The sequence below is a fragment of the Sphingomonas floccifaciens genome (genome assembly GCF_042681125.1).
Classification (GTDB): Bacteria; Pseudomonadota; Alphaproteobacteria; order Sphingomonadales; family Sphingomonadaceae; genus Sphingomonas; species Sphingomonas floccifaciens.
The window spans coordinates 349,205-365,675 of sequence record NZ_JBHUFC010000003.1 but is presented as its reverse complement, the minus strand read 5'-3'; the positions used below and the strand labels follow the sequence as shown (position 1 = coordinate 365,675).

Genomic DNA, 16,471 nt, shown 5'->3' with positions numbered 1-16,471 from the left:
GCAAATCGGCAGGCCAATCTATCGATACGGTATAACCCACATGGCTTGATCGATAACGTTGCGAAATGCGCAATGACAGCTTAGCAATGGGACGGCATGCAGGGGGCAGTTACCCAGATTCTATGGCTTGCGCCCGCGGCGGCGCTCGCGATCGGCTATCTGCTCGGATCGATCCCGTTCGGGGTCATCCTGACGCGCCTGGGCGGCGCAGGCGATCTGCGTCAGATCGGGTCCGGCAACATCGGCGCGACCAACGTCCTGCGTACCGGGCGCAAGGGGCTGGCGGCGGCGACGCTGTTGCTCGATGGGTTCAAGGGCTGGCTGGCGGTGGCGATCGTTGCCTGGGCGTTTCCGGGCGAGGCGCAACTGGCGGCGGCCGGCGCCTTCCTCGGCCATTGCTATCCGGTCTGGCTGCGGTTCAAGGGCGGCAAGGGCGTCGCCACGCTGATGGGCATCGTGCTGGCGCTGCACTGGCCGCTCGGGCTGATCTATGCGGTGGTCTGGTTGGGGCTGCTGGCGGGTTTGCGCATCTCGTCGGTGGCGGGGATCGCCGCGGCGATCAGCGCGCCGGTGGCGGCTGCGATCTTGGGGCGGTTCGACCTCGTCGCGCTGCTGATCGCCCTGGCGCTGATCGTCGTGTGGAAGCACCGCGAGAATATCGAGCGGCTGCTCGCGGGTACCGAACCCCGCGTGGGCGGACGAAAGACGCTTGGCTGATCCACGCGACGTCGCACGGCTGCGACTGATCCGCACGCGCGGCATCGGCCCAGTTACCTACGCGCAATTGCTGTCGCGCTTCGGCAGCGCCGAGGCCGCGCTGGAGGCCTTGCCGACGCTGGCGCGACGCGGGGGCGGCACGCCGCCGCCGATCGCCGACCCGAGACTGGTCGAACGCGAGATCGCCGACGTCGCGCGACTGGGCGCGCGCCACCTGTTCGTCGACGATGGCGATTACCCCGCGCTGCTGGCGGAAACCGAAAGCGCCCCGCCAGTCCTGACCGTCCGCGGCGACCTGGCCCTGGCGCAGCGGTCGACCGTCGCGGTCGTCGGGGCGCGCAACGCATCGGCCGCCGCCTGCCGCTTCGCCCGCATGCTGTCGGCGGCCCTGGGTGAGCGCGGGATCACCATCGTCTCGGGCCTTGCGCGGGGGATCGATACCCAGGCGCATGTCGCCTCGATCGCGACGGGTACGATCGGCGTCATCGCGAGCGGGATCGACATCGCCTTCCCGCCCGAGAACCGCGAGTTGCAGGAGGCGGTGGCGACGCGCGGGCTGCTGCTTGCCGAACAGCCGCTGGGCGAGGAACCGCGCGCGCGCAACTTTCCGAGCCGCAACCGCATCATCGCCGGCCTCGCGCTCGGGACGGTGGTGGTCGAGGCGGCACCCAAGTCCGGCTCGCTGATCACCGCGCGACTGGCGGCGGAGGCCGGGCGCGAGGTGATGGCGGTGCCCGGCAGCCCGCTCGATCCGCGCGCACAAGGTTGCAATCTGCTGATCCGCGAAGGCGCGACTTTGGTGCAGACCGCCGACGACATCCTGGAGGCGATCCGGCCGATCGACGCCCGTGCGGTGCGCGCGGTGCGATCACACTATGCCGGTCCGCCGCCCGACGATGCGACCGATGCCGATCGGCGACGGATCGGCGACCTTCTCGGCCCGGTGCCGGTTGCGGTCGACGAACTCATCCGCCTGTCGGGCCTGTCGCCGGCAAGCGTGCAGACCGTGCTGCTGGAACTCGAACTCGCCGGCCGACTTGATCGCCACGCCGGCGGGCGCGTCTCCTACCGATAGTCGATCCGCCACAGCCGCAGCGGCGAACCTTTGGGCAGCGGCACCGGGACCAGCCACGACGGCACACGCCCCTTGGCAAGCTGGCCGTAGAAGCCGTTCTTCGCCTTCGCCCGGTACACCGTCGTCTCCGCCATGTTCGGACAGGTCAGCAGCATCCGCGCGCCATGCGCCTTGGCGATGCTGAAGAAATTGTCGGGCGTGCCGGTAAAGGCGTGATGGACGTCGAGGATCGCATCGCCGTTGCGGTGATAGGGGCCGGCGATGCCGTAATGATGGGTGAGCACGATCAGCCGCGGACCGAGGTCGACGTGCGTGAACATCACCGTCGTCGGGAAGCGGTCGAGCACCCGTAGCGCCGGGATCGAAGCACAGCGGGCGTTGGCGCGCTGGACGATCTGCGTCGTGCGGCTAGGCTTGCCCGCCGGCAGGAACTGGAGCGCCAGGCCGGCGGCCGTTCCCGAGATTACGAGAAACACGGCGACCGAGCCGAGCACCCGCACTGCCATCAGCCGGTGGCCGAGACACCATGGCACGAGCAGCCAGGCCAGGGCGGTCGCGCCCGGCACCGCTAGCAGCTGCGCCGCGGGGCCAGCGCGGACCTGCCACAACAGCATCAGCACGGCGAAGGCGGTGAACAAGGTCACCGGCATCCATCGCGCGAACGCCGGCGTCGATCGCGCCCGCCACAGCGCCACCAGCGCGCCGATCAGCCCGGCGACCGGCAGCGCGGCGATCGGGAGCGAGAGCCGGATAGGATGTTGGTAGATCGGCTTGGCCTCACGAACATTGTTCAGCCACGTCTTCTGCAATTCCGACGAAACACCCTCGGGGCGTCCGAGGCATTGCGGAAAGAAACCGACAAACCCGCCCGCGATGATCGCACCGGCCGCGACCGCCAGCCCCAGCCGGACGCCGCGACTCGCCGGGTTGATCCGCGCGATCCCGAACAGCAGCGCGCCTGCTGCGACCAGCACCGACAGCCACACCGGCGTCATCGCATCGCAGCGCATCGCCTGGTTGGCGTTCGACGCGAACAGCGCGAAGCCCAGCGCGCTGCCGCCGCCGAGCGTCAGGGCATAGGTCGTCAGCCGCCGCGCCTCGCCCGCATCCCACACCCAGCGGAGCGTCAGGATCGCACCGGCCATCGCGCAATAGGGCAGCATCTCGAGCCCGATCGACAGCGACACCGCGGTCGCCAGCCCGACGATCGCACCACCGCGCGCCTGCCGCTCGTCGGCCAGCCCCGCGACCGTCAGCGCCAGCATCGCCAGCTGCCAGCCGTGGTGGTCGATCCGCATCGGCATGAACATCAGCATCGCCGACATACCGCCCAGCATGATGACGAAGCCCAGCGCATAGGCCGATGGCGCGATCAGCCGCCGCATGACAAAGGCGAGCGCGATCATCGCGATGCTGAGCGGCAGCATCGGCGCGATGCCGCACGCCAGACGCTCCGCCCAGGCGATGCCCACGAACGGCTTGAAGATCAGGATCAGCGCGGCGATCGGCAGGTCGACGATCCGGCTCCAATGGATATTGAAGCCCTGCGGCGGGTTCAGCCGATATTGCGTCAGGTCGTACCAGCCCTGCCCGGCGAGCAGCCCGCGGACCTGCATCAGCCGCATATTGTCGTCGGTGTCGCCCAGCGCCAGCCAATAGACGCCGCCCCAATGGTCCCACAGCCAATAGGCGGCGATGGCCAGCCAGGTCAGGATCGTGACCTGGCGCCAATGCCTGGCGAGCAGGGTTTCGACGCGCGACGCCGCGGTGATGTTCAATTCGCTTCCCCCGCGGCGGAGAGGGGGATAAATGCCCGCCCCACATCCGTTCGCCCTGAGCCTGTCGAAGGGCTGGCCTTCGTTTTGCCGGTTAGAAGAAAGGGCAGGGCTTCGACAAGCTCGGCTCGAATGGTTCAGGAGCATTTTCTTGGGTCTGCGTGTCCTTCATCATCTGAACTCGGGCAGCGTGCTCGGCCAGCTGATCCGCTATGCGATCACCGGCGGGGGGGTGACGCTGCTCGGCGCGGGGCTCTACACCGGGCTCGTCCTGACGACGCCGATCCATCCGCAGGCGGCGATGGCGGCGGCCTATCTGGTCTGCGTCGCGGCCGGCTATGTCCTGCACAGCCGCTGGAGCTTCCGCGGCCACGGCACCCGCGACAATCCAGGCAGGACGACGTTTCGCTTCTTCGTCGCCAGCCTCATCAGCTACGCCATGAATGCATTCTGGACGTGGCTGTGCACTTCGGCGCTCGGTTTGCCGGACTGGACGCCGGTGTTACCCTTGCTCTTCGTAACGCCGCTCGCGATGTTCGGTATAAACCGCAATTGGGTTTTTAAATAAGATGGACCGTATTGTTTACGACCGCATGGCGGCACATGATTCCACCCATTGGTGGTATCGCGCCCGCCGCGACATCCTGTCGGCCTATGTCGCGCGCTATGCGCAACTGCCGAAGGACGCGCGCATCCTGGAGATCGGCTGCGGCACCGGACACAATTTGCCGATGCTGGCGAGCTATGGTGAGGTCGACGCGATCGAGATCGACGACGCCGCGCGCGAAATCGCCAGCAAGCGGCTGGGCAAGGCCGTCGGCACCGCGCCGTTGCCCGAACTGGCCGGCGTCGAGCGCAGCAGCTACGACATGGTCGCGGTGCTCGACGTGATCGAACATATCGAGGACGATGTGGCGGCGCTGCGCGCGATGGGCGAGGCGTTGAAGCCCGGCGGCAAGATCCTGATCGCGGTGCCGGCGCACCAGTGGATGTGGAGCGCGCATGACGTGGTGAACCACCACAAGCGCCGCTATTCGAAGGCGACGCTCGACAAGGCGATCCGCGATGCCGGGCTGACGCACAACGGCCTGCGCTGGTTCAACTCGCTGCTGTTCCCGGTCGCGGTCGCCGCGCGCGTGGCGGGCAAGCTGACCGGCAAGGACGACAGCGACGATTCACCGCCGGCCAAGCCGGTCAATGCGATTTTGCAGACGGTCTTTCGACTGGAGCGGCACCTGCTGGGCCGCGTGCCGCTGACCCCGGGGCTGTCGCTGATCACGCTGGCGAGCAAGCCGTAATCGACGCGACTCCCGTTCGGGGGATGTCGGAAACGATCGGCCGTATCCACCCCCGTTCGCCCTGAGCGAAGTCGAAGGGCGGCCCTCCGCCATGTACTTCGACTGCGCTCAGCACGAACGGTAGAAGAAAGCTGATCGAAACCCACCCTAGCAAAGCTGGCTAGGGACGAAGTGGTACCGTCAGCCCTCTTCGTGCTGGCTGGCCGCGATGAGTCCTTCGGTCGGTTCCGGCCGCACCGGGCGCGGGCCTTCGCCGGCGCGGTAGCCCAGGCTTGCGCGGCCCTGCACGGGGCCGGCGACGTCGGCGACCAGGTACAGCGGCCGCTTCTTTGATTCGACGTAGAGCCGCCCGATATATTCGCCGATCATTCCCAGTACGAACATCTGCACGCTGCCCAGGAACAGCACGACCAGCATCGTCGAGGTCCAGCCCTGGACCGTGCGCCCGAGCACGAAGCTGCCCATGACATAGAGGAACAGCAGCAGTGTCGCGCCGGTCAGCGCGAGGCCGACATGGCTGGCGAAGCGCAAGGGGGCGGTGGAGAAGCCGGTGACCGCATCGAGCGCGAAGCGGATCATCTTGGCGAGCGGATATTTGCTCTCGCCCGCCAGCCGCTCGTGCCGGTCGTAGAGGAAGGGCACCTGACGGAAGCCGACCCAGGCGACCATCCCGCGAATGAATCGCGCCTGTTCGGGGAGCGACAGGAAGGCATCCAGCGCGCGGCGGCTCATCAGGCGGAAATCGCCGGTGTCGAGCGGGATCGGCACGTCGGTCACGCGGTCGAGCACGCGGTAGAAGGCCGAAGCGGTCGCCTTCTTGAAGAACGTCTCGCCATCGCGCTTGCGGCGGACGGCATAGACGACGTCGGCCTGTTGTTCGACCATCGTCGCGCGCATGTCGATCAACAGTTCGGGCGGGTCCTGCAAATCGGCGTCGATCACCAGGATCTGCTCGCCCGCACACAGATCGAGCCCGGCGGTCAGCGCCAGCTGATGCCCGTGGTTGCGCGACAGGTTGATCGCGACCAGCCGCGGGTCGGCGGCGGCGAGGCGCTGCATCACGCTCCAGCTCGCATCGCGCGACCCGTCGTTGATCAGCACGATCTCATGATCGTCGCCTACCGCAGACCGCGCGGCGGCGGAGACGCGCGCGTGAAGCTGCTCGAGGCACGCCTCCTCGTTATAGCAGGGGATCACGACGGAGAGGGCCGGACGAGTCATCCGGCCCGCTTAGCGTGCTCGCGGTCCGCTATCCAGCCACCACCAGCTTGACGAGCGTGCCCGGCGTCAATCTCGCGTGGGCGGTCAGGCCGTTCAGCGTCAGGAATCGGTCGCGCTGGAAGCTGGGATAGGCCATCTGGCGCGACAGGCTGTCGCTCGTGTCGCCGGCGCGGACGGTGTGGATGCGGATGCGCTTGCCGCGGATCTGCGCGGCTTCCGCAGCGGTCATCGGGACGAAGCTCGCCAGCAGCGGGTCGAACGGGCCGATGCCCGTCCCCTGCGGGGTGACGATCGTCCAGGTATAGGTGCCCGACGGCAGCTGCATCGCGACGACGGTCGCGTCGACGCGCTGGTTGTTGGCGGCGGCGCTGACGGTGGCAATGGCGGCAGGGCGGCCCGAGATCGTCGTCTCGCGCACCTGCGACGCATCGATGCGCCCGCCGATGCCGGAGAAACGCTGCACGACCGCCTGGGCCGGGTCGGCGCGACCGGCGGCCATCAGTTGCGCCTGACCGCGCTGTCCGGCGACCGTCACGGCATCCGCGGCATTGGCGATGGTGTAGCCGGTCGGCGCAGTGAAGCGCAGGCGCATGACCGGGTGGCGGAAGGTCTGACCGTCGATCACGCCCTGTGCGGGGTCGTCGTCATAGGCCATGCCGTCGAGCATCCGCAGGAAGGTGGTGTCCTGCGCGGACGACGTGCCCGCGCGGCCGGTCTGCTGCGCCAGTTGTCGCGCCCGCTGGACCCGCGCGGCGCTCGACGGGTGGGTGCTGAGCCACGACGGCGTCGCGCTTGCGTCGCGGCCGGCGAGCCGGGCCTCCAGCGCGGTCTCCGCCCCCAGCGCGCCCAGGATCAGCGGCGCGCCGGCCGGATCATAGCCCGCCCCCGCGACATAGCGGATGCCGAGCGTGTCGGCCTGATATTCCTGATCGCGACCATATTTCAGCGTGTAGAGCCCGGCCGCCTGCTGCGCGCCGGCACCGATCAACTGGCCGATCCCCGAATTGCCGGCGACCGCACCGACGATGCCGGCGAGCACTCCGCCGATCGTCGACGTCTTCTGCCGCCCCGCCGAATGGCGCGCGGCGACGTGGCCGACCTCATGCCCCATGACGAAGGCCAGTTCGTCCTCGCTGTTCATCAGCGCGAGCAGCTGGCGTGTGACGTACACATAGCCACCGGGGATGGCGAAGGCATTCTCGACCGGCGAATTGAGCAGCTGGACGGTAAAGTCGTTCTGCGAATTGGACAGGCCGGACTGGAGCGCGACCCGCTTGCCGACGCGTTCAACGAATGCCGCCTGCGGACCGTCGTAGCGGCCGCCGAATTGCGCGACCAGTTCGGGGTTCGCCTGCGCCCCCTGCGCGCGATCCGACTGGCTGATCGACCGTGCAGCCTGGGCCTCTGCGGCAACGGGCGACAGCGCAAGCGCCGCGGAAGCGGTGGCGAGGGTCAGGCGACGTAACATGGATTGCTCTCCCGGCAGATCGTTACGCGGGAGAAAGCAGATTCGCCTTTCCGGTTCCACAAGCGATAGCCCTCTCCCCTTCAGGGGAGAGGGTTGGGAGAGGAGCAGTGCCGCAAGCTCTCGCTCTCGGTGAGACACCTCCCCCTCTCCCAAACCCTCTCCCCTAAGGGGAGAGGGCTTCGTGCGGTTACACCAAAGCTCGCGCACGCTCCTCGACCAGCCGCTCCAGGATCGTCAGCGGCACCGCGCCGTCGCGCAGCACCTCGTGGAACGCCTTCACGTCATACTTCGCGCCAAGGATCTTGCGCGCATTGTCGCGGGCGCGGAGCCACGCGATGTGGCCGACCTTGTAGCTGCACGCCTGGCCGGCCTGAGTGCAGTAGCGCTCGACCTCTCGCTGCGACCGGGGCCGCGCAAAGCCGGTGGTCGCGACCATGTAATCGGTCGCCTGTTCGCGGCTCCAGCGCTTGGCATGGATGCCGGTGTCGACCACCAGCCGGGCGGCGCGGAACAGGAAGGATTGCAGGTAACCCGCCTTCTCCAGCGGCGTCGCATAGCCGCCCAGTTCGTCGGCGACCTGCTCGGCATAGAGCGCCCAGCCCTCGCTGTACGCGCTGAACCCGCCGACCTTGCGAATGAGCGGCTGGTCGCTGCCCTGCGCGATCGTGATCTGGAGGTGATGGCCGGGCACGCCCTCGTGATAGGTCAGGCTGGGCAGCGTGTATTTCGGCCAGTCGGCGACCGACTTGAGGTTGATCCAATAGATCGCCGGGCGCGATCCATCGAGCGCGGCGCGGCTATAATAGCCGTTGGAGGCGCCGTCCTGGATCTCGACCGGCACCGCCTGGATCATCAGCGGGGCGTTGGGCGGAGTGTTGAACGCGCGCGCCAGCTTCGCCTGCATCGCGGCATTGCCGGCGTTCAGGCCATCGATCAGCTCCTTCTTGCTCGCCGGGGTGTCGAGATAGAGCTGGTCGGGTCGCGCATTGAGGGCGGTCAGCCGCTCGCCAACCGTGCCCTTGGTCAGCCCCTGCCCCTTCAGGATGGTGTCGAGCTGCGCACTAATCTCCGCCACCTGTTGCAGGCCAAGCTTATGCACCTCATCGGGCGTAAACTTGGTCGTCGTCGCCTGTTCGAGTGCAGCGGCGTAGAGTGCCGCGCCCTGTGGCACATCCCACAGCCCCGCCGACGTCCGCGCGGTCTTCCGGAGCTTCGTCACAAGCGCGATCTGGCGGTCGAGCGCGGGATAGACCTCCTTCTCGACGATCGCGGCACAGCGCGTGCCCCAATCGCCCGGAATCTTTCCGGTCGTGCGGCGGACGATCGACCGGGTCAGCGTATTGTCAGCAGGTGCAGGCTTCCGCAACGCCGCCATCTGCCCCAGCGCCAGATCGAGCGAGAAGCCCGGCGCGAGATAGCCGCGCGCGGCCTGTGCCTCCTGATTCGCGCTGTCCTGATCAAGCGCGGTGGCAAAGGCGCGGGTCCGCTCCAGATAGGCCTCGGCATCGTCGGCGGTCGCGATCGTGTGCGAGGAGTTCAGGAAATCGGGGACCGAGAAATAGGCGCCGGCCTGCTGGGTGATGACGAACGGCCGCTGCGGCGAATCGACGCCGAACTGCTCCGGCCCGACGATCTGCGAGCGCAGCTGATAGAGCACGACGTCGCGGTTGAGCTGCGCGCCCTTCGACAGCGTGGCGGGGTCGACCTTCTCGATCGCGTCGATGGCGGCCTTGGTGCGTGCGAGGTTCGCCGCGCGGGCCGCCGGACTACGGTCGCTCAGCCGGCGCTTGAGCGGCGCGCCCGCCCCCTTGTCGAAGCCGAGCGAGGTCGCGAGTTCGGGCGAGCGCATCACCGCCTCGCGAAACGTCGTGTCGAACAAGCTGTTGAGCGCGGCGTCGCCCGGTCCGACGGCCGGTGCCGCCTGCGCGGCGAACGCTTTCGCGGGCACCAGCCCGATCGCTCCCGCTGCGGCCGTCGAGGCCAGGAAATTGCGCCGATCCATGTCCATTCTCCCACATCGGAGCGTCGTCCCCCCATCCGTTCGTGCTGAGCGAAGTCGAAGCACCGGTCTTCGTGCCGCAACCGGCTCAGCGGGCCTATCGGAGAACGGTGCTTCGACGTCGCTCAGCACGAACGGGAATGGGTAGAGCCCCTACGAACCAACAGCTTACCCACGCCGACGCGCACGGCAAGCGTCAGTTGAGCGAGGCCACCAGGCTGGCGCGCAGGCCCTGCGGCGCGTTGGGGGTATAGACCACCGCCGATTGCAGGCTCTGCGCCATCGTCCGCACCAGCTTCGTGCCGAGACCGGTACCCTTGGGCGCGGCAGTCTCGTCGATACCACAGCCGTCGTCCTCGACCGCCAGCTCGAAGCGGTCGTCACCCTGCCGCCGCAGCGCGACGCGGATTTCGCCGCCGCAGGTTTCGGCATAGGCATATTTGCAGGCGTTGCTGACGAGTTCGTTGACGATGACGCCCACCGACACCGCACGGTCGGTCGGCAGGCGGATCGGGTCACTGATCAGCAGGATGCGGTGTTCGGGGCTGGTCGACCATGCCTGACCGAGTTCGTCGACCAGCGCGCGCAGATATTCGTCCATCTCCACGCCCTCGACATCGTTCGAGGTGTAGAGCCGGCGGTGGACCGCGCCGATCGCGGCGATGCGCGCCTGGGTGTCCTGCAGCGCGGCGCGTGCCGCCTCGTCCTGGATCTGGCTCGATTGCAGGTGGACGAAGGCCGAGACGAGTTGCAGCGAGTTGGCAACGCGGTGGTTCACCTCCTTCAGCAACGCCTCCAGCCGCGCGTTCGACGCGCGCAATTCCGCCTCGGCCAGATCCTTGCCGCGCTGGAGCGCCTGCTTGACCATGACGTTGGCGATCGCGCCGGTCAGCAGGTCGAAGAAATCTTCGCCCACCGTCTTCACGACATAATCGGCCGCGCCCGCCTTCATCGCGGCGACGGCGACGCGTGCGTCCTCCGACCCTGAGACATAGATGGCGGCCGGCGGATCGGGCAGCTGGGCGAGGCGCCGAAGCGTCTCCAGCCCGTCGAGGCCGGGCATGTAATGATCGATCGCGACCAGATCGAACCGCGTCTCCGCCGCCAGCGCCAACCCCGCCTCGCCATCGGTTGCGGTGGTGACCGTCATCCCGCGACGCGTCAGCGCGCGCTCGGCGAGCCGGCACAGGCCTGCATCGTCGTCGATGTAGAGGATTCGGGCGCCGGCGTGGGGCACTTAGTCGGCCTGGTCCGGAACCTGGATGACCGACAGGAACAATCCGAGCTGGCGGATGGCCTGGGCGAAATTCTCGTAGTTCACCGGCTTGGTGATGTAGACGTTGCAGCCCAAGTCGTAGCAGCGCTGGATCTCGACCTTGTCGTCGGTCGTCGTCAGCACGACGACGGGCGTGCGCTTCACCGCCGAGCCCTCGGCCTTCACCTTGGCCAGAATGTCGGTGCCGCTCATGTCGGGCAGGTTGAGGTCGAGCAGGATCAGCGCCGGGCCGTTCAGCGCCGGCCCCTGCGCGTCATTGAACATATAATCGAGCGCGGACGTGCCGTCGGTGAAGTGACGGATGTCGTTGTTGATCCCGGCACGACGGATGTTCTTTTCGATGAGGCGCGCATGGCCTTCATCGTCCTCGATCATCACGATGGTGACGGATTGATGCGCATTCATGCAGGCAGCCCTGACGTATCTATGGTTAGCGGAAGGTTAATTCGGAACGTCGCACCCTGCCCCAGTTCGGAGACGACGTCGATCGTTCCGCCCAGGCGGTAGGTCAGCGCGCGGACATGGGCCAGGCCGATGCCCTCGCCCGGCTGATCCTGCACGCCCGAGCGGCGGAACAGGTCGAACACGCGGGCATGGTCGCGCGGATCGATCCCGCGACCGTTGTCGTCGATCTCGAACACCGCACGCGCGCCGACCTTCTGCCCCGATATGGCGATGCGGACGGGCCGCGCGGGATCACGGTATTTGACCGCATTCTCGATGACGTTGGCGAAAACCTGTTCGATCGACAGGCGGTCGGTGACGAGCACGGGCAGCGTGCCGGCAACCGTCACCGTGCCGCCGATCTCGTCCAGCCGATGCTGAAGCGTGTCGCGGATTCCACCGACGAGGGCGGCCATGTCGATGCGTTCCGGCGTGATCGTCCGACGCCCCTCACGCGACAGTTTCAGGATGGCATTGATGAGCCGGTCCATCTTCTGCGTCGATGTCCGGATGAAGCCGATCGCCTCGGGCAGGTCCTCGCGCGCGGCGAAGCGGGCTTCGTCGGTCACGATCTCGGGCGCCGATTCCTCGGCGCGGTCAAGCAGCTCGGCCAGCGCCTTCTGTCCCGTCTCCAGCTCGGCGGTGAAGCCCATGACGTTGACCAGCGGCGAGCGCAGGTCGTGGCTGACGATATAGGCGAAGCGCTGGATTTCCTCGTTCGCGCGGGAAAGGTCGGTGGTCCGCTCGACCACCTGATCCTCCAGCGTGTCGTTCAACTCCTGCAACCGCGCGCGCGATGCCGACAGGTCGCGGGTGAAGCGGAAGATGGTGACGAAGGACACGCCCGCGACCAGCATGACGAGGAAACCGGCAGCGCCGAGTGCGGTCAGGAACGTCGCGGTGCTAGCGCGCTGGTCGGCGCTGCGATCCGCGAGTAGCGCTTCCTCGGCCGCCAGCATCACGCGCAACCGGGCGCGGATCGCGCGCATCCCGGCGACCGATCCATCGACATCGAATCGCTCGACGGCGAAGGCACGGTTGCCGGTGCGGGTCAGCGTCATCGATTCGCCGCGCTCGCCCTGCACCCGGTCCAGCAGCCGCCGGATGCGCGCGACGGCGTCGGTCTGGACGGGATTGTCGAGCGTCAGCGCCTCGATATCGGCAAGCTGTGGCCCCAAACGCGCGATATTCTCGTCATACAGCTCACGGAACAGGTCGCGGCCGCTCAGCAGATACCCGCGACGCGCGGTTTCCGACTGTTCCAGCGTGACCTGGAACTGGCCGATCGCGTCGCGGACCTGATAGCTGTGATCGACCAGCGCAGCATAACGCTGGGTGCGGTCGGTGCTGGACCAGGCCGCAAACCCGGCGCCCAGAAGCGCGACAAAGCCCAGCGCCATCGCCCACAACAGCAGGCGGCGCAGCGCGCGATCATCGTCGCGGATTTGTGCGGATACGCCCCAGGCCACACCCGCCCCCTTACGGTAAATGTGTAGCGTTGCAATGAACTAGAGCAATAGCTCCTGCGCGGAGGCGCGTCCGATCTCACCACCCCCGCGTCGGCGCGCGAGTTCGGTTTCGGCGGTGAAGCGGATGTCGACGTCGCGATCAGTGAGGAAGCCGACGAGGCTTTCGTTGTCGATCTCGCGCCATTCCTTGCCGCGGTCGGGACCGTAGCGCACGCGCGGAAGGAGGCCCGGCGCTTCGCTCCATTCGACCAGTTGCGCGACTGATGCCTCGTTCAACTGGTCGCGGACGTGGAAGGCGGTGACATACGCGTCGGGAAACGCCCGATGCGCGGGCAGACCGCGCTCATGCTCCAGCCCCGCGGGCTTACGCCAATAGCGCAGCATCTGGTTCGAGAAGCCGGGACTGTCGGGCCACAGCCGCAATGCGCATTTCCACGTACAGATCCACTGGTTGCCGTGTGTCAGCGCAGAGGTGCAGAATTGCTGCTCGAACGTCGCGCGGTGCGCGGCCAGCGCCACGCGGCGCGGCCAGGGATCAAGGATCTGCCGCGCGACATCATGCCAATAGCGGGCGTCGGCCACGTCCTCGTCGCGGATGTGGTGAACCGCCATCGTGACCGGCGGGATCGGCCGGCCGGGATTGACCAGCACGCTGCCCCCCTCGCCCTCCAGCTCCCACCGCCCGTCGGGCTGGAGTGTCACGTCCTGCCAGCCGATCTCGACCACGGCATGAGTGGGCGGGGCGTTGCCGGTGGTTTCGAGGTCGATGACGCGGACGATGCTGGGGGTAGAGCGCATCCTGCCCATGTGGGGGTTTTGAGGGGAAGAAGGAAGAAGGGTTGATTCACGCAAAGGCGCAAAGGCGCGAAGAGAAGAGGGTTCACGCGGAGACGCGAAGACGCGGAGGATGGATCGCCTGCCGCGCGAGCGGCCCACATTCATCGACGAACGGCATGACGGTCTCGCCGACGCGAGACGATCGCCTCATTCGAACTCCGCGCCTCCGCGCCTCCGCGCCTCCGCGTGAAAACTTCTTCTTTGCGCCTTTGCGCCTTTGCGTGAACCAAACCTTCTTCAGTGCGCCGCCTGCGGACCCCGCTCCAGGCCGCTCGCCGCCAGCTGGGCGTCGATCATCGCCATCAGCCGGTCGAGCCCGGCCTGATCCTTCGCCTCGGCCCGCGCCACCAGCACGTCCTGCGTGTTGGACGCGCGCAGCAGCCACCAGCCGTCCGGCGTATTCACGCGGGCGCCGTCGGTGCGGTTGACGTCGGCACCCTCAGCCTCCAGCCGATCGAGCACTTCCTCGACCACCGCGAACTTGCGCGATTCGTCGACCTGGAAGCGCATTTCGGGGGTGTTGACGAACGCCGGCATCTCGCCACGGATCTGCGTCATCGACTTGCCGATGACATGGACCGCGTTGATGACCTGGACCGCGGCGTATTGCGCGTCGTCGAAGCCGTAATAGTCCTGCGCGAAGAAGATGTGGCCCGACATCTCGCCAGCGAGCGGCGCGTGGGTTTCCTTCATCTTGGTCTTGATCAGGCTGTGGCCGGTCTTCCACATCAGCGGTTCGCCGCCCAGTTCGGCAATGCGGTCGTAGAGCATCTGCGACGCCTTCACGTCGGCGATGATCGTGGCACCCGGCTCCTTACGCAGCACCGGCACCGCCAGGATCGACAGCAGCTGGTCGCCCCACACCACGCGGCCCTCACCGTCGATCGCGCCGACACGGTCGCCATCGCCGTCGAACGCCAAACCGAAGTCGAGGCCCTTTTCGGCGACCAGCGCCTTCAGGTCGACCAGGTTCTTTTCCTCGGTCGGATCGGGGTGGTGGTTGGGGAAGGTGCCGTCGATATCGGTGTAGAGCGTGTGATGCTCGCCCGGCAGCAGCTTCACCAACTTCTCGATCACGCGGCCGGCCGCGCCATTCCCTGCGTCCCAGCCGATGCGGAACGTGCCGCCGGCATAGCCCGCGAACAGGCGGCCGACATAATCATCCTCGATATCGGCGTCGGTGACGGTGCCTTCACCCTCTTCCCAATCGCCGTCCGCGGCCATCTTGCCCAGCTGCTGGATCTGCTCGCCGAAGAACGGCTTGTGCTGCAGCACCATCTTGAAGCCGTTGTAGTCGGCCGGATTGTGGCTGCCGGTGATCTGAATGCCGCCGTCTACTTCGAGCGTCGCTTCGGCGTAATAGAGCATCGGCGTGGGGCCAAGGCCGACCCGCACGACGTCGACGCCGCTGGCGGTCAGTCCGTCGACCAGCGCGGCCTCCAGCATTTCCGACGACACGCGCCCGTCGCGCCCGACCGCGACGCGGGTGCCGCCAGCGCGGCGGACCAGGGTCGCGAAGCCGCGCCCAATCGCGCGCGCATCCTCTTCGCCGAGCGTCTTACCGACGATGCCGCGGATATCGTACTCGCGCAGGGACGTGGGGTCGAAACGATGGGTCAAATCGGGTCTCCGGAAATACGCTTGCGCCCTACCCGTTCGTGCTGAGCTTGTCGAAGCACCGTACTTCGTGCCGCAAGCGACGTGCGGGCGGAGCAAAGAACGATGCTTCGACAAGCTCAGCACGAACGGGATGAGGCGGGGTCAGGCTATGCAAAGCATGAGTGACGATTTGGTTGCACTTGCGAAATGTCAGGACTGAAGCCGCCGCAACAGTACGTCGCGCGCGTCGTTGATCTGGCGTGTCAGTTCGGCCGATCCGCCGCGATCGGGGTGAACCCCGGCCAGCAACCGGCGGTGGGCGGCGCGCACATCATCCGCATCGGCATTCGCGCCGACGCCCAGGATATCGCGCGCACGGTCCACCTCGGGCAGGCGCGTCTTCGCCTTGGGTTTCAGCACCCACCACACCGCCGCCATCAGCGCGAGCGCAAGCAGCAGCTTCGCCATCAGGCGGCCGCATCCCGGAACAGCGGCATCGCGCGGTCCTGCGTCGGTTCGGGCAGCGCCAGCCCCGACATCATCTCGCGAAGTTCCTGCCGCGCGGCGACGTGGCTGAGCCCCATGCTGCCGAATTCCTTCGAATCGAGCATGGTCAGGCCCGAGGGGAAGAGTTCGCGATAGATCACGCGTTCGCTGAGGCCGGGGATCACGCGGAAGCCGACCCGCTTCGACAGCTGGTCGATCGCTTCCGACACGCGGCGCATGTTGCGCGCCTCGATATGCTGGAGGCGGTTGCGCAGCACGACCCAGTCGATCGTCGCCCCGTCGGCGCGGGCGCGGGTCTTGCGCGCGTCCCAGATCAGTTCGGAATAGAAGCTGGGGCGCGTCACCTTAAAGGTGTCGGGATCGACCTGGCCGATCAGGTCGAAGTCGACGAAGCTGTCGTTCATCGGCGTGACGAGCGTGTCGGCATTCGTCGCGGCGATCCGCGCGAACTTGTCGTCGCGGCCCGGCGTGTCGATGACGAGGAAGTCTGCGTCGGCGCTCAGCCGGTCGAGCGTCTCGGCGAAGAAATCGTCGCTCTCGCCGTCATGCGTGGCATGAACCGGTGTCACCAGCTCGCGGCCAGTGCGCTTCTGCGTCGCGGCGCGATTATCGAGATAGCGGCCCATCGTCCGCTGGCGATGGTCGAGGTCGAACGCAGCGACCCGCGCGCCCCGCACCGCCAGTGCGATCGCAACGTGGACGGCAGTCGTCGACTTGCCCGTCCCACCCTTTTCATTGGCGAAGACAATGACGTGGAGCGGTTTGGTTGCGTCGGCCAAGTGGCGA

The 16,471-nt window shown here is 67.3% G+C and carries 15 protein-coding genes; 4 read left to right on the top strand and 11 right to left on the bottom strand.

What is annotated here, in order from left to right:
* Positions 1–96: 96 nt before the first annotated feature.
* Together plsY and dprA are read left to right on the top strand one after the other, a co-directional pair.
* Positions 97–717 carry a glycerol-3-phosphate 1-O-acyltransferase PlsY gene (gene plsY / locus ACFSC3_RS08805; protein WP_380940033.1) on the top strand — a complete coding sequence of 207 codons (621 nt, stop codon included), beginning with the start codon at positions 97–99 and terminating at the stop codon, positions 715–717.
* Entirely contained in the window at positions 710–1,792 is a 1,083-nt protein-coding gene (gene dprA, locus ACFSC3_RS08800) for a DNA-processing protein DprA (protein WP_380940032.1), read from the top strand. Before plsY ends, dprA begins: the two co-directional genes overlap by 8 nt.
* Here dprA and ACFSC3_RS08795 read toward each other — a convergent pair.
* Positions 1,783–3,564: an AcrB/AcrD/AcrF family protein gene (locus ACFSC3_RS08795; RefSeq protein ID WP_380940896.1), complete on the bottom strand. Its 1,782-nt coding sequence runs from the start codon at positions 3,562–3,564 to the stop codon at positions 1,783–1,785. The two genes, dprA and ACFSC3_RS08795, sit on opposite strands and share 10 nt — an antisense overlap.
* Positions 3,565–3,718: 154 nt before the next feature.
* Here ACFSC3_RS08795 and ACFSC3_RS08790 point away from each other — a divergent pair, with 154 nt between their 5' ends.
* Positions 3,719–4,135, top strand: coding sequence for a GtrA family protein (locus ACFSC3_RS08790; protein WP_380940031.1), 417 nt, complete (start codon positions 3,719–3,721; stop codon positions 4,133–4,135).
* Between the two features lies 1 nt (position 4,136).
* Positions 4,137–4,865 carry a class I SAM-dependent methyltransferase gene (locus ACFSC3_RS08785; RefSeq protein ID WP_380940030.1) on the top strand — a complete coding sequence of 243 codons (729 nt, stop codon included), beginning with the start codon at positions 4,137–4,139 and terminating at the stop codon, positions 4,863–4,865.
* 180 nt (positions 4,866–5,045) lie between these two features.
* Here ACFSC3_RS08785 and ACFSC3_RS08780 read toward each other — a convergent pair whose 3' ends face one another.
* The 10 genes from ACFSC3_RS08780 to ACFSC3_RS08735 all read right to left on the bottom strand — a co-directional run bounded on the left by ACFSC3_RS08780 (position 5,046) and on the right by ACFSC3_RS08735 (position 16,464).
* A complete protein-coding gene (locus ACFSC3_RS08780; protein WP_380940029.1) occupies positions 5,046–6,086 on the bottom strand; it encodes a glycosyltransferase family 2 protein in 1,041 nt (346 codons plus the stop codon).
* 28 nt (positions 6,087–6,114) lie between these two features.
* A complete protein-coding gene (locus tag ACFSC3_RS08775) occupies positions 6,115–7,554 on the bottom strand; it encodes a M48 family metalloprotease (RefSeq protein WP_380940028.1) in 1,440 nt (479 codons plus the stop codon).
* A gap of 187 nt (positions 7,555–7,741) precedes the next feature.
* Positions 7,742–9,556 carry a DUF885 domain-containing protein gene (locus ACFSC3_RS08770; RefSeq protein ID WP_380940027.1) on the bottom strand — a complete coding sequence of 605 codons (1,815 nt, stop codon included), beginning with the start codon at positions 9,554–9,556 and terminating at the stop codon, positions 7,742–7,744.
* Between the two features lie 193 nt (positions 9,557–9,749).
* Positions 9,750–10,790 carry a sensor histidine kinase gene (locus ACFSC3_RS08765; RefSeq protein WP_380940026.1) on the bottom strand — a complete coding sequence of 347 codons (1,041 nt, stop codon included), beginning with the start codon at positions 10,788–10,790 and terminating at the stop codon, positions 9,750–9,752.
* Positions 10,791–11,234: a response regulator gene (locus tag ACFSC3_RS08760; protein WP_380940025.1), complete on the bottom strand. Its 444-nt coding sequence runs from the start codon at positions 11,232–11,234 to the stop codon at positions 10,791–10,793.
* A complete protein-coding gene (locus tag ACFSC3_RS08755) occupies positions 11,231–12,742 on the bottom strand; it encodes a sensor histidine kinase (RefSeq protein WP_380940024.1) in 1,512 nt (503 codons plus the stop codon). The genes ACFSC3_RS08760 and ACFSC3_RS08755 overlap by 4 nt, the downstream gene beginning before the upstream one ends.
* Positions 12,743–12,781: 39 nt before the next feature.
* Positions 12,782–13,540 carry a 3'-5' exonuclease gene (locus ACFSC3_RS08750; protein ID WP_380940023.1) on the bottom strand — a complete coding sequence of 253 codons (759 nt, stop codon included), beginning with the start codon at positions 13,538–13,540 and terminating at the stop codon, positions 12,782–12,784.
* A gap of 276 nt (positions 13,541–13,816) precedes the next feature.
* Positions 13,817–15,199: a phosphoglucomutase/phosphomannomutase PgmG gene (gene pgmG, locus ACFSC3_RS08745; RefSeq protein ID WP_380940022.1), complete on the bottom strand. Its 1,383-nt coding sequence runs from the start codon at positions 15,197–15,199 to the stop codon at positions 13,817–13,819.
* 189 nt (positions 15,200–15,388) lie between these two features.
* Positions 15,389–15,646: a J domain-containing protein gene (locus ACFSC3_RS08740; RefSeq protein ID WP_380940021.1), complete on the bottom strand. Its 258-nt coding sequence runs from the start codon at positions 15,644–15,646 to the stop codon at positions 15,389–15,391.
* A complete protein-coding gene (locus tag ACFSC3_RS08735; protein WP_380940020.1) occupies positions 15,646–16,464 on the bottom strand; it encodes a division plane positioning ATPase MipZ in 819 nt (272 codons plus the stop codon). The genes ACFSC3_RS08740 and ACFSC3_RS08735 overlap by 1 nt, the downstream gene beginning before the upstream one ends.
* Between the last annotated feature and the right edge of the window lie 7 nt (positions 16,465–16,471).

What these genes read in the sequence shown, in the direction of transcription:
- ACFSC3_RS08780 (WP_380940029.1), bottom strand. Translation starts at nt 6,086, where the DNA reads ATGACTCGTCCGGCCCTCTCCGTCGTGATCCCCTGCTATAACGAGGAG.
- ACFSC3_RS08775 (WP_380940028.1), bottom strand. Translation starts at nt 7,554, where the DNA reads ATGTTACGTCGCCTGACCCTCGCCACCGCTTCCGCGGCGCTTGCGCTG.
- plsY (WP_380940033.1), top strand. Translation starts at nt 97, where the DNA reads ATGCAGGGGGCAGTTACCCAGATTCTATGGCTTGCGCCCGCGGCGGCG.
- ACFSC3_RS08750 (WP_380940023.1), bottom strand. Translation starts at nt 13,540, where the DNA reads ATGCGCTCTACCCCCAGCATCGTCCGCGTCATCGACCTCGAAACCACC.
- ACFSC3_RS08760 (WP_380940025.1), bottom strand. Translation starts at nt 11,234, where the DNA reads ATGAATGCGCATCAATCCGTCACCATCGTGATGATCGAGGACGATGAA.
- ACFSC3_RS08770 (WP_380940027.1), bottom strand. Translation starts at nt 9,556, where the DNA reads ATGGATCGGCGCAATTTCCTGGCCTCGACGGCCGCAGCGGGAGCGATC.
- ACFSC3_RS08785 (WP_380940030.1), top strand. Translation starts at nt 4,137, where the DNA reads ATGGACCGTATTGTTTACGACCGCATGGCGGCACATGATTCCACCCAT.
- ACFSC3_RS08740 (WP_380940021.1), bottom strand. Translation starts at nt 15,646, where the DNA reads ATGGCGAAGCTGCTGCTTGCGCTCGCGCTGATGGCGGCGGTGTGGTGG.